Raw genomic sequence first — 13171 nt, forward strand, 5'->3', positions numbered from 1 at the left:
ATGTTTAAAAGATTTAGGCTTCATTGCTTATAAATTCAAATTTGGTAACATCGAATAATCCCATGTCTGTAAGTTTTATTTCTGGTATAACCGCTAAAGACATAAAACAAAGTGTCATAACAGGTTCAACGTCTTGATTAATTTTTAAAGTGTTATGGGCAATTTCATGAATTTGCGTAAGCTTTTCATCAACCCACTCCCCACTTTGATTACTCATCAGACCCGCAATTGGCATAGGCATACTTTCTAAGATTTCCTGATTATTTACAAGGATAATTCCACCACCTTGTTTAATAAGCTCTTCTACAGCAAATGCCATATCGGTATCATTTACACCAACTACAATTATATTATGGGAATCATGTGCGATAGAAAGGGCAACTGCTCCTTCTTTAATGCCATAGCCTTTTAATAAAGCCACTGCTACATTCCCAGTATTTTGATGCCGTTCAACTACAGCCACTTTAGCAATGTCTACTGATGAATCGTAAACAAAGTCACCATTTTCATCACGATTAATTTCTAGCACTTCTTTACTGGTAACTACACCACCTGGCAAAATATTTATAACATTTGCCTTTTTAGAGTTTATAGTTAAGCGTAACTTTTCTTTAGAGAAATCTTTGACATGAAAACTTCCTTTAGTTTCTGAAATATCATGAAAATTAATAGGCAAATTATAGTTTCCTTGAGTTGCTACTTCTTGCCCCGCAATAAACACCTTTACTACATTAAAATCTTGAAGATTATCCATGAGCACGATATCTGCTCTAAGACCCGGTACGATTGCACCTCTATCTTCTAATTTAAAGCACTCTGCTGCATTAAGGCTCGCCATTTGAATAGCAATTATTGGATCAATTCCTTCTTCAACACATATCCGTAAGTGATTATCTAAATGGCCTAAGCTTAAAATCGTCTTTGGCTGACAATCATCTGAACAAAGAAGACAGCGTCTACTATTTAAAGGAGTAACCCCTTTAAGTAAATCTTTTAGATTATGACAAGCTGAACCCTGACGAAGTAAAATATACATACCTCTTGATATTCTATCTTGCATTTCTTTTACAGTAGAACATTCATGATCTGTTCTAATTCTCGTCGCTGCGTATGCATTAAGTGCACTACCTTCTATTCCCGGGCTATGTCCATCTATTAATTTTCCTTGATCTTTTGCTACTAAGAGTTTATCTAAAATATTATCATTAGCCCCGATTACCCCAGGAAAATCCATGAATTCTCCAAGACCTAAAATCTCATCTAATTTAATTGGCTCTTTCATAGCTTCTGCATTGATATTAGCTCCAGCATGTTCAAAAGGTGTTGCTGGCACACAAGAAGGTAACATCCACTTCACATCTAAGCTCGTTCCCTTAGATGCCTCCATCATATAATTTAAACCTTTAAGACCACATACATTAGTAATTTCATGGGGATCTGCAATAATTGTTGTGGTACCATGAGGAATTATCAGTCTACCTAGTTCCTCTGGGCTTAAATATGAAGATTCAACATGAATATGACTATCGATAAAACCAGGGGCTGCATAACAGCCCTTAGCATCAATTTCATTACATCCTTCATATTTTCCTACTCCTGCAATAAGTCCATCGCATAGAGCTATGTCACCTTCAATAATAGAAGCATTATATACATCTACTACTTTAGCGTTTTTTATAACTAAATCAGCTGTAATTCTTCCCGCTGCAATATCGATAAGTTTTTTTAATTGTTTTTTTTCCATCACTTACAACTCCTTACTCTATTAATCTTGAATAAGCTCAAGTATTGGATCGAAAGTATTTAATGCTATACAATCTACTGGTCCTACATCTGTGATTGCATAGTCAGGAATAGCTGTAATTGGTAAGAAAAACATATACATCAAAGGCTCAGGTAAATTACAACCTAGTTGATTAGCAGCTTTTGTAAGTAACGCTTCACGATGGGCTATTTTCTCGGCATCCTCATCGCTTGCAATTCCTCCCACTGGTAAAGGAAGGAATTCAATTATTTCTCCATCAGCAACAACAACTTGTCCTCCACCATTTTCGATTAAATGATTTACTGCAATAGACATATCACTTGCATCTGCTCCCATAACAATTAAGTTATTATCATCTGGGGCAGCTGAAGAAGCCATTGCTCCTTTTTTCAGATTCCAACCTGAACAAAATGCTAAAGATTTATTACCGTTACGACCAAAACGTTCAAGAACTGAAACCATGAGAACATCTTGCTCTGTATCTGGAATGACAATAGAATTTTGTACTTTTACGGTTACATCTCTTCTTTTACGTACAAAAGGTCCCTTTACATCCATAGAAAGAACTTTAGCCTGTCCATTTTCGATATCTACCTTGTATTCAAAATCTTCTCTTGTAGTTTTCTTGCATTTTAAAGCACTACTAAGCACACTACTTCTAGCCGGTGCCTTAAGATCATAATTTAATTTGCGGTTTTCTGCTACTAAACGACCATTAGTGATAACTGCTTCAACTTGGAAGTTTTCTGGGCTATCTACTAACAAAATATCTGCTATTCTTCCTGGCGAAATAGATCCTACTAAATGATCTATTCTATAAGCTTCTGCACTATTTATTGTCGCCATTTGAATAGCTGTCATCGGTTCTACACCTTCTGCTATTGCTAAACGAACTACATTATCAACATGACCTTTTTCTAAAACATCTGTTGCAGTTACATCATCCGTACAAAAACTTACACGACGAGCTAAATAAGGATTTACTTCTGTAACAGCTCTTATATTTTCTTTAAGAAAATGGGTAACAGACGATTCTCTAATAACCATATGCATCCCTTTACGCATTTTTTCCACAACTTCTGTATGATCATAACTTTCATGATCTAATCTAATTCCAGCACAAAGATAACCATTTAAATCTTTACCTCCGACCATAGGCGCACACCCAAAAATAGGAAGACGATTTTTAAATGCTTGCTCAATAGCTCCTAGAGTATCTTCATCTTCTACTTGTACAGCTTCACGAACTGTTTCCCATACACCAAAGCACTCTGGCCACTGTTGCACTTCTTTATGAACTTCTTCCGTAAAGTTAAAAGCAACTGTTGACTGTGGGAAAGTGTAAGGCGTTTTATATGGAGCTCCCCAAAAAACTTTAAGAGGACTTGCTTTAACTTCAGCAAATATTTCATGTAAACCTTCTAGACCAGAAACAGAAATATATTCATCTAATCCAGATACGATACTAGTTGTCCCACACGGAACTACAGCCTTAGCAAAACTTGTTATGCTAAGCTTACTACATTCACTATGAAGATGACCGTCAATAAGACCTGGTACTAAATACTTACCAGTAGCATCAATTGTTTTTGTTTCTGGGCCAATATAATCTGTCACATCGCCTATTGCCACAATAGTATCTTCATATATTGCTACATCTGCTAGATAAATTTCACTTGACATAACATTTACTAAGTTACCATTACGAATAACTGTATGTGCTGGAATCAAACCCCTTCCCGCACGAATTAACTGTTTTAAATTTTCCTTATTTTTTTGCATGAAAAAACCTCCAATAATAATTTTTAAGATACACCGACCAAAAATGGCGAGCCAGGTTTCCCGTCCTGCAGTTGTATCTCGACGAATTTTATATTGGATTGAAAATATTAAAATGTACTGTTTTATGACATAATACCACATTCTTTTTGAAAAATATATAATTTTTCGAGATATTTATGATTAATATTTTATTTTACTTGAAAATTGTTCGTGTTTTTTTTAAATCCTCCGAATTGTTTACATAAAGAAAACCACAAAGTCTTTACCTGAGCCCTCCCAGATTCTAAACTTTTGTGGTTTATTAAATTTATAATAGGATATTAATTATATTTTGGGTTTCTGTATTCTTCAGATGGTGCATCTGTAGAATTTTTATCTGAATAAATGAATTCACCATTAGGGTAATATTCATAAATATATCCTGTATTTTTATCTACACAATAATTAGAATCATATATATACCCATCTTGTTCACCATCAGCTATAAATGTAACCATTATGCCAAAAATATACGTATTTTTACTTATGGCCTTATCATCTGAAGCATAAGAGTTAAATGGCATATAAATAAATTTTTCATCCTCACTTGTTTTAGCTAATTTCACTAATATATTGTGCGCCTCATCTAAGGATATAACGGGTGATTTAACATCTGTATTTATAATCACCTTAGAACTGTTCCAATCCCAAGAAACATTTAATCCAAGTAATTCTGATACAATTCTTACTGGAACTAAGGTTCTTCCTTTTATTATTGATGCTGGTACGTCTAAACTTAAATCAATATTATTATATTTATTGTCATACTCCTTATCAATATTAAGCTCTATCTTATGATCAGTATTTTCACCAACAACCGTTCTGGATTTTTCATCCCAGCTTACCTTAAGTCCTAATTCCTCTAGTAATGCTCTTGCTGGAACGAGAGTTCTTCCTTCTTTAATTATCGGTTTTACGTCTAAGTCGATTTCTTGCCCATCTAACACAATACCATTTGTTTCTTGATAGGCAAACCCTACAACCGAAAAAGAACAAAGGACAATTACTGATAATAATACTATGATGGTCTTTTTCATCCCTTAACCCCCATTGTGTTTATTTAGTTTATTTTCATATTAAATAGTTTATGTTCATTCGAGTTAAATGTCAATAAATACCATATTGTTTGATATTTATTATCCTTACTATTTTTAGAATTTGTCTATTTTCCTAAATCCTCCGAATTGTTTTTGCATTTCTTTAAATAATTCTTTACCTAATAGAGTTTTATATATTTCATCGGCCTTTTTTTCTGGATTTATATCCGTAAACTTTTCTGGATATAATATCTTACCTATATAGTAAGCATCTGCTATAGCTGTATCAATGTTTGTAGTATAAAAATTATACGGAAGCATCTGGTAAACATCACTATTTTGAAAAGCAGTTAAAGTATTATAATAACCTTTATTTTTTTGATAATCTTGTTTTAACATTTTTAGTCCAGCGCCATCAATAAAGATTTTATCAGGATTCCACTCTAATAATTTTTCCTTATCTATCATAAGTGATCCAGTTTTCCCAGTTTCATCTACAACATTCTTTACATGTACTGCATTAAACAAAGAATAGTTGCCCTGAGTACTTTCAATACCATGTGCTCCTTTCATATTTATGCAACCAATATATGCACTGTCCTTTTTATCATCAGAAATATCCTTTGTCCGAGTATTAAGATCATTTTTGCATTCTTCCATGTAATCAACTATTTCCTTAGCTTTTTGCTCCTCACCCACAATCTTTCCTATTAGATTTAACGATGTATATACAGCTGGGTCAAAAGTAGAAGTTTTACCATAACTAATTACAATCACTGGTATTCCTGTTTTAGATTGTAAATTATCCGCCGAAGCTTGATCTGATGCATAAGTACTAAAAATTACTTCAGGATTAACCGCAAGTATTTTTTCAGGATCAGGAGCGTTATTAGGTCCCCCCTGTCCTATCAAAGGCAGATTTGCTAATTGAGGATTTGCCATTACATAGGGTTTACCCGTGGAGCTACCTTTATCCATTTGTTCAACTCCAACAATCATCTCTGGATTATTAAAATAGCTACATAATCTTAAGGCACCAGGACCAATAGCTACTACACGTTTTGCCTGTCCACTTAATTCTACCTGTCTTCCTAATATATCGGTAACAGTAATTTTCTGTGCATTCACATTTGTATCCTGTGATATATTCTGCGAACAACCTCCGATTATGAATGTGATACAAAAAAGGGTTACAACAAGTACATATATATTTCTCTTTTTCATATTTCATACATCCTCCATAATTTTATTAATTAAACTTATTCACTAGAGCCATCTCACTACTTAGGTATTACAACCGGAATATCTCCAACTTTATCTATTTTTACGGGTACAGAATAAACACTTTCAATGTTTTCTGGAGTTATTACTTCAGATCCCCCTGCTGCAAAAATTTGCCCATTTTTTAAAAGTATAAACTTATCCGCAAAACGTATTGCTAGATTTAAATCATGCATTGTTACAATAGCAGCCATTTGTTGTTCCTTAGCTACCTTATTTATCACTCTTGCTACTTCAAGCTGATTTTTTAAATCCAGACTGCTTGTTGGTTCGTCCAGTAGTAAAATTTCTGGTTTTTGTGCCAAAGCTCTTGCTATCACAACCTTTTGCTGTTCTCCACCACTTAGTTCATTTAAATAGCGTAGTGCATATTCCTCTAAATCAAGTACTTTTAAAGCCTCCTGGGTAATCTCTAGATCATTTTTAGAAACCTCCCATTTTATATACGGCTTTCTCCCAAGTAGTACCGCATCAAAAACTGTAGATCTTATGTTTTCATTTCTCTGTGCAACATACCCTATTTTCTTTGCAAGTTCCCTTCTGCTTAGTTTAGAAGCTTCATCATCATTTATATAAACGATACCTGCATTTGGATTTAAGATCCTATTTAAACATTTAAGTAACGTAGATTTACCCGCACCGTTAATCCCTAAAACTGCAAGAAAATCGCCTTTTGAAATAGAAAAGTTAATGTCTTTGATTACCGAACGACTCGGATATCTAAATGATAAACTTTTAACCGATAAAATCATTTTTGCTGATACCCCCTTGCTAATAAATAAAGAAACACTGGTGCACCAAAAAACGAAGTTATTGCCCCAACAGGAAGAACAACAGGTGCAATCATTGTCCTTGCAAGGGTATCTGAAATCAAGAGCAAAAGCGAACCCGTTAGAGCTGATGCAGGAATCAAGTAACGATGATCTCCACCTATGACCCTCCTCATAATTTGGGGAGCTACTAAACCAATAAATCCTATTATACCTAAAAATGAAACTACCACAGCTGTTATCAAGGATGAAACAAACATACCACCTAACCTGATATTTTCAACATGGACACCCAAACTTTTTGCGGTCTCTTCTCCACTATCAAGAGAATTATAGTCCCATCTTTTAATCATGAAATAAATAAATGATATAACAATTATGCAGACTAAAATAATTACTTCCTTCCAAGCAATCCTTCCAAGATCTCCAAAAGTCCAAAAAACTGCTGCTGCTATCTGAACATCCTCAGCAAAATACTGTAATAACATAGTGCCTGCGGAAAAAAGCGAGCTTAAAGCAACACCTGCAAGCACCATTGCCTCAGGTGAAAATCCACGAAACCTTGCTAGTAGCAATATAATTGCTGTACCCACCATCGCCCAGATAAACGCAGAAACTGTAACCATATACGGATTGTTTATAATTACTGCATCATTTCCTGTACTCTGAATACTACCTGCTCCAAATACAATTATTGCAATATTTGCACCAAAAGCTGCAGCATTGGATATTCCAAGAGTTGATGGAGAAGCTAGTGGATTTCTTAAATTGTTTTGCATTACACATCCTGCCACTGACAAGCCTGCACCACCAATAATTGCAGTTAAAACCCTTGGAAGACGTATCTGCCATATCACAATATTAGAATTATCTGTACCCTTACCTAAAATTGCTTGAATAACTTGATAAAAGTTAAATTTAATCGATCCTGCATTTATTGCAATCACTGAAAATATAACAATAAGTATAACTAGGACAATGATTATAATCTTTTTTCTTGCTGTATATTTATAGTATCCCTCAGTATTCATTAACATTACTTACCAGCCTCTCGAATAGTCCTTAAAACAATCAAGACATACCATTTTGCCATCATTCATTCTCATTTTATATTCAGGTGCCCCCTCACCACAATTTTCACAAGCAATAGTGGTAAATATTCTCGCCTTTTCAGGCAGACTAAAGGTTGGTTTGCTAAAACTAAAAATCTTATCCACTGATGAATTTAATATGTATTCCTGGCGTTGCTTCCGATCCATTTCTTCCGTAGGATCCTTTACTATCATCCTGAGACTTTCACCATTACTCCTATTAAAGAAACTAAAAGCCATTTTACCTGTTCCTTTATAAATAAGATTTCCTTTTCCAAACGTACATCCCGTAATTACCTGAATTGCATCTACTCCACAAGCATCATTTTCCGTAACACAGACAACCTCCTCATCTTTAGAAAATGTAATATTCATTTTTTCCCTTGCTGCCTCACAAGCTTTAACACCCATTGCAAGTCCTGGACATTCATGACCATGAAATTCAACACATCTTTGCCATTCACTAACTAATTTACACATATTTTTTTCTCCTTTCAATTTGAAACTTTTTTTAAAATAAATGCAAAAAAACCACAAAAGTATCCTCCGTGTTCTCACAGATTCCTAACCTTCATGGTTTGCTTATATTTTTTAAACTTAATTTTTGGTTACTGAGTCTTCATGACTCAAATTATCACATATTATACTAACATATTCCTTTTATTAAATCCATAGGAAAATTCAGACTTTTCACTAAAACGGAAAATATCATTTAATTATTTTTTAATCTAATTAAACTATAGAATTTATAGTTTTATCATTATTTACAGGTGTTACTTTCCAGCAACACCTATATTATAATAATTTTTTAATTATGATAAATTTATTTTTTCATATTCTTTGATTTGATATAATTTCTAGCATTTTTTATTCCACCAAATCCAGAAAACATTTCATTTATCTTTTGTTTTTCAATTTGTCTTGAATTAAGGCCTTCGTATTTTGCTTCTTTTTTTAGTTTTTCATAACTTAGAAAGCGCTCTTCAGAGATTATACCTTCTTCAATGGCTTGTTTAACGGCACACCGTGGTTCATTCTTATGTGTACAATTGCTGTATTTGCATTTATCTGCAAGTTCCTCAATATCCGTAAATGTTTTTGAAATATTTGCACTTTCAATTCCAATTTCCCGCATACCTGGAGTATCTATAACTGCACCACCTGATGAAATTATTATTAGATCACGTCTTGTTGTTGTATGTCTTCCCTTATCATCATCTCTAATATCTCCTGTTTCAATAACATCTTTACCAATTAGCCGATTTATCAAAGTAGATTTACCTACACCCGATGAACCAATGAAGGCAACTGTTATGCCACTTTTAATATATTTTAATACTGTTTCATATCCATCCTCAGTCATGCTTGTAGTAACAACTACATCAACTCCAACTGTAACAGTATTTACTTCTTCTAATTTTTTCGAAAGGGAACCACATAAGTCAGATTTTGTTAAAACTACTACAGGAACTGCACCACTATCCCAAGTAATAGCAATATAACGCTCTAGCCTTCGCAAATTAAAGTCCTTGTTAAGCGACATACAAATAAAAACCATATCAATATTTGCTGCTACAAATTGCACGTCATTTTCATTTCCTGCTGCTTTCCTTGAAAATGCACTTTTCCTATCTAATACTTGGTGAATAATGGCATTACCATTTTTATTATTATCTCTATCAATCATAACAAAATCACCTACAACAGGAAATTGTGACCTACTTATAACTTCATGTCTAAATCTACCTGAGACCTCAGCTAGTAATTCACATTTCTCAGTTGCAACTTTATATAAATCTTTATATTGTGATATTACTCTCCCTAAGATAAGACCATTATAAAGATTAGCTTGCTGTATAAATCTATCAGAAAATCCTAAATTAATTAATCTATTATTCATATATACTACCTCCTAAAATTGTATCTATCTTTTGGAGGTGTATACATTAATTATCTTGTATACACCTCCGTTTTTAATACAATCTCAGCATTATTATTTTTCTTCATAAAACTTCAACTCCTTCTTAATAATTTAATTTAATTATACATTAAATATACCGTTTGACCCAAATATATGTTATATATGCTTTTTAAATATATGACCTTTTTCCAAAACAGCTTTAATTTTAACTGTATTTTTAGCCTACTTTTAGACAAAAAAATGTGTTAGTTCAGAATTTATATCTTCTCAACCAACACATTATAGCTGAAACTGACAAGTAATATTTAAACATCACCTTCAGGTGGTACTATACAAAGAAAAGAAAATTTTTCAGAACTATTATTTACAAATTGATGAATTTTTCCTCCAGGAATATATGCAAATGAACCAGCCTTAACTTCATTATCAGCTCCATCTAGATGAATTATACCTTTACCTTCAACTATATAAACAATATGAGGCCATTCATGGCTATGTCTTAACGAACAAGCATCTTTACCTGGACTTAATTCAAATAAACGCATAACATAATCTTTCCAGCCTACCTCCGGAGAAATTAATACTTTTTTTAATACATTTTCATTTCCAGCATTATTTATGCCTTGAACATCTTTAGAATGAGAAACAATCATCCGTATACCCCCTCAGATTTTTTTCTAAGATTGAATTATGTTAATTATATCATTTTTTTCATAAATTTCCAATTACCAACCATTTATAAGGAAAGAATTCTATTCCAAATGAATAAGTATTAATCCGTTTATTCTAGTCTTATCATAAATCAACAACACAAATAAGTAATATTACACTTAAAGCTTCCAAAGCTAAATTTTAATTTGTTTTGCAATTCTTAGCCTCTAAATGGCATAATAGATTATATACATTTTAGAAAGGGAACTGCCATGAAAATACTTTTAACAACCTTAAACACCAAGTATGTCCATTCTTCTCTAGCACTCCGCTATTTAGAAAAATATTGTAAAGATTATTTTTCCAACATAGCTATAAGAGAATATACCATTAACCAGGGTTCAGATTATATCCTAGGTGAAATTTATAAAGGTAATTATAATGTAGTCTGCTTTTCCTGCTATATCTGGAACATTACTTCTATCTTAGATTTAGTCGCTGATTTAAAAAGAGTTAATCCTAAGTTACTGATAATATTAGGAGGTCCTGAGGTTAGCTTTGATCCGATAGAGTTAATGGAGCAGCATCAGGCAATTGACTATGTCGTTATAGGAGAAGGAGAGGTTACCTTTTTGGAATTGCTTCACTACTTACAAACAGGTCAAGGAGATAGAGCAAGTATTCATGGCCTATCTTATCGTGAAGATAATCAAGTTAAAGTCACAAAACCAAGATCTTTAATAACTGATCTAGGCCAAGTTCCTTTCCCTTACGACGAAGATTTAACAGAGCTAGATAATAAAATAGTTTATTATGAAAGTTCTAGAGGTTGTCCCTATAACTGCAGCTATTGCCTATCATCCACTAGCCATGGAGTAAGGTTCTTCCCCTTGGAACGAGTAAAAAAGGATCTTAAATTTTTTCTTGAGGCTAAAGTTGATCAAGTTAAATTCGTAGATAGAACTTTTAACGTAATAAAAAGCCATAGTTTAGAAATTATGCGTTTTATTCATAACAATGATAACGGCCACACAAACTTTCATTTTGAAGTAACTGCTGATCTACTTGATGAGGAAACTTTAAATTTTCTAGCTAATGTTAGAATAGGGCTATTTCAATTTGAGATAGGAGTACAAAGTACCAATCCTGATACATTAAAATCTATTAATCGTACAGTAAACTGGGAAAAACTAAAATACGTAGTTGAAAGATTATCAAGAAATAAAAATATTCATCTTCACCTTGATCTTATTGCAGGCCTTCCTTACGAGGATTTTACCAGCTTTAAAAACTCTTTTAACGATGTATATTCGTTAGAGCCTGGAAAACTTCAGCTAGGTTTTCTAAAACTATTAAAAGGTACTTCTCTTAGAAATGATAGTGAAGTATATGGTTATCAGCACAAAATGCTCCCCCCCTATGAGGTACTAGCTAATAACTATCTTGATTTTCATGAAATACTTCGCCTTAAGGCTATAGAGGAAATGTTAGAGCTTTACTACAATTCTAACGACTTTACTTATTCTATAAGATATATTCTAAGTAACTTTTATCTAAAACCAGCAGAATTTTATCAAGAGCTAAGTGAGTACTGGGAAGAGAAAGGTTATCATCACATGGCTCATACTAAATCAAAACTGTATGCTGTTTTATTAGATTTTTATCACGAGAAAAATTATCCAATAAATGATGTTTTTGCTGAAATTTTAAAGTTTGACTTCTTAACTAATAACAAAAATCCACTACCTTCTTTTTTACCTGAATTGGAGCATGAGGATTTCAAAAACATTCGGTATAATTTTCTAAAGGATAATGAAAATGTTACCAAATACTTACCTGAACATGTTGGACAACCTGCTAAAACTATTTTAAAAAATGTTCGTTTTGAGCTCTTTAGATATGATGTTTTAAAAATTATAGCTAATCTAACTGATAAAAATATTATGAAAAAGCCAACTGTTATTTTATTTGATTATAGTAATAAAAATCCAATAACTAATGAATACCATTTTTCAAGGTTATCTCTTCCAGGACTTTTCTAGCTTTTGATTATATAAGTGCATCTCTAATATATATGTTTTAGAGATGTACTTATATATATCAACTAATTCAAATGATGAAAACTTATTCACACTTAAATATGCTTTTTAAGAATACTTTGTAACAATTTATTGTAAAATTTTATCCCTTCTGCTTATTTCAAATAAACGGGTTATAGCCTCACATTAATATAAGTACAAGTAAATTAGTAATTAGTTTTCTCTTTTTTCTTTTCCAATTGTAAAATAAATAAGTATTAACGCAATAATTGTTATAGCTAATCGCAACCAATTATTGTAAATATTAATTATATCATAGCTAACAAGTGCTTCTAGAGCTATAGATGGAGCCTTTCCAATCATAGTTGCAACAGTGAATATCTTACCATTAACATTACTTATTGAGGCTGCTAGTGTCACAAATCCTGATGGTATAAATGGAATTACTCTTCCTTCAAATATTAATAGGCCAGCCTTTTTCCCTTCACTATTAACTATCTGCGAAAGTAATATATATTTATCTGTAAATTTCTCTATCTTCTTCTTAAAACCTAATCTATAAACAGTAAAAGTTATACAGGCTCCTATTGTTTCTCCTAACAAAGATATCAGAAACCCTTTAACAGGTCCAAAGAAAATTATGTTAGCTCCAGTTACAAATACTGAAGGTAATACCCCCGCTAAAGAAATTGCTATACTTATTAAAAGACTTATAGGAACTGCTATAAAGCTGTTATTTTCAAATAACTCAAGTATAATATTTATATCAAACATTGCTTTATCCTTTTTAACATA

General features: G+C 32.6%; 11 protein-coding genes. 1 reads left to right on the forward strand and 10 read right to left on the reverse strand.

All coding sequences use genetic code 11. The features are described from left to right. Window positions 1-13: 13 nt before the first annotated feature. The 9 genes from ade to B8965_RS00500 form a co-directional block, all read right to left on the reverse strand. Window positions 14-1744 (reverse strand): adenine deaminase, encoded by a 1731-nt coding sequence (gene ade / locus B8965_RS00460; RefSeq protein WP_084051900.1) that lies wholly within the window; start codon window positions 1742-1744, stop codon window positions 14-16. Between the two features lie 21 nt (window positions 1745-1765). Beyond that, complete coding sequence (locus B8965_RS00465) at window positions 1766-3547, reverse strand: adenine deaminase (protein WP_084051901.1); 1782 nt, start codon at window positions 3545-3547, stop codon at window positions 1766-1768. A 320-nt stretch (window positions 3548-3867) separates the two neighbouring features. Continuing rightward, the gene (locus B8965_RS00470; RefSeq protein WP_242941894.1) at window positions 3868-4623 is read right to left on the reverse strand and encodes a copper amine oxidase N-terminal domain-containing protein; all 756 of its coding nucleotides are present in this window, start codon (window positions 4621-4623) and stop codon (window positions 3868-3870) included. Between the two features lie 114 nt (window positions 4624-4737). Continuing rightward, the gene (locus B8965_RS00475; protein ID WP_084051902.1) at window positions 4738-5847 is read right to left on the reverse strand and encodes an iron ABC transporter substrate-binding protein; all 1110 of its coding nucleotides are present in this window, start codon (window positions 5845-5847) and stop codon (window positions 4738-4740) included. A gap of 56 nt (window positions 5848-5903) precedes the next feature. Next, window positions 5904-6656 (reverse strand): ABC transporter ATP-binding protein, encoded by a 753-nt coding sequence (locus tag B8965_RS00480; protein ID WP_084051903.1) that lies wholly within the window; start codon window positions 6654-6656, stop codon window positions 5904-5906. Then, entirely contained in the window at window positions 6653-7711 is a 1059-nt protein-coding gene (locus B8965_RS00485; protein WP_084051904.1) for a FecCD family ABC transporter permease, read from the reverse strand. Before B8965_RS00485 ends, B8965_RS00480 begins: the two co-directional genes overlap by 4 nt. Window positions 7712-7714: 3 nt before the next feature. Then, on the reverse strand, window positions 7715-8245 hold the full coding sequence (locus B8965_RS00490) for an FmdE family protein (RefSeq protein WP_084051905.1): 531 nt from the start codon (window positions 8243-8245) through the stop codon (window positions 7715-7717). A gap of 343 nt (window positions 8246-8588) precedes the next feature. Continuing rightward, window positions 8589-9665, reverse strand: coding sequence for a ribosome small subunit-dependent GTPase A (gene rsgA, locus B8965_RS00495; RefSeq protein ID WP_084051906.1), 1077 nt, complete (start codon window positions 9663-9665; stop codon window positions 8589-8591). A 326-nt stretch (window positions 9666-9991) separates the two neighbouring features. Next, window positions 9992-10339, reverse strand: a complete 348-nt coding sequence (locus B8965_RS00500; RefSeq protein WP_084051907.1) for a cupin domain-containing protein — start codon at window positions 10337-10339, stop codon at window positions 9992-9994. Between the two features lie 270 nt (window positions 10340-10609). On the opposite strand from B8965_RS00500, the gene B8965_RS00505 reads away from it, so the two are divergent. Continuing rightward, complete coding sequence (locus B8965_RS00505; protein ID WP_084051908.1) at window positions 10610-12379, forward strand: B12-binding domain-containing radical SAM protein; 1770 nt, start codon at window positions 10610-10612, stop codon at window positions 12377-12379. A gap of 210 nt (window positions 12380-12589) precedes the next feature. On the opposite strand, the gene B8965_RS00510 is transcribed toward B8965_RS00505, so the two are convergent. After that, on the reverse strand, window positions 12590-13150 hold the full coding sequence (locus B8965_RS00510) for a TVP38/TMEM64 family protein (RefSeq protein WP_084051909.1): 561 nt from the start codon (window positions 13148-13150) through the stop codon (window positions 12590-12592). Between the last annotated feature and the right edge of the window lie 21 nt (window positions 13151-13171).

The organism is Desulfonispora thiosulfatigenes DSM 11270 (assembly GCF_900176035.1).
In the GTDB taxonomy this organism is placed as follows: domain Bacteria; phylum Bacillota; class Peptococcia; order Peptococcales; family Desulfonisporaceae; genus Desulfonispora; species Desulfonispora thiosulfatigenes.

Excerpts from the sequence above, each read along its gene's own strand:
- ade (WP_084051900.1), bottom strand. The coding sequence starts at position 1,744 with ATGGAAAAAAAACAATTAAAAAAACTTATCGATATTGCAGCGGGAAGA.
- B8965_RS00465 (WP_084051901.1), bottom strand. The coding sequence starts at position 3,547 with ATGCAAAAAAATAAGGAAAATTTAAAACAGTTAATTCGTGCGGGAAGG.
- B8965_RS00470 (WP_242941894.1), bottom strand. The coding sequence starts at position 4,623 with ATGAAAAAGACCATCATAGTATTATTATCAGTAATTGTCCTTTGTTCT.
- B8965_RS00475 (WP_084051902.1), bottom strand. The coding sequence starts at position 5,847 with ATGAAAAAGAGAAATATATATGTACTTGTTGTAACCCTTTTTTGTATC.
- B8965_RS00480 (WP_084051903.1), bottom strand. The coding sequence starts at position 6,656 with ATGATTTTATCGGTTAAAAGTTTATCATTTAGATATCCGAGTCGTTCG.
- B8965_RS00485 (WP_084051904.1), bottom strand. The coding sequence starts at position 7,711 with ATGTTAATGAATACTGAGGGATACTATAAATATACAGCAAGAAAAAAG.
- B8965_RS00490 (WP_084051905.1), bottom strand. The coding sequence starts at position 8,245 with ATGTGTAAATTAGTTAGTGAATGGCAAAGATGTGTTGAATTTCATGGT.
- rsgA (WP_084051906.1), bottom strand. The coding sequence starts at position 9,665 with ATGAATAATAGATTAATTAATTTAGGATTTTCTGATAGATTTATACAG.
- B8965_RS00500 (WP_084051907.1), bottom strand. The coding sequence starts at position 10,339 with ATGATTGTTTCTCATTCTAAAGATGTTCAAGGCATAAATAATGCTGGA.
- B8965_RS00505 (WP_084051908.1), top strand. The coding sequence starts at position 10,610 with ATGAAAATACTTTTAACAACCTTAAACACCAAGTATGTCCATTCTTCT.
- B8965_RS00510 (WP_084051909.1), bottom strand. The coding sequence starts at position 13,150 with ATGTTTGATATAAATATTATACTTGAGTTATTTGAAAATAACAGCTTT.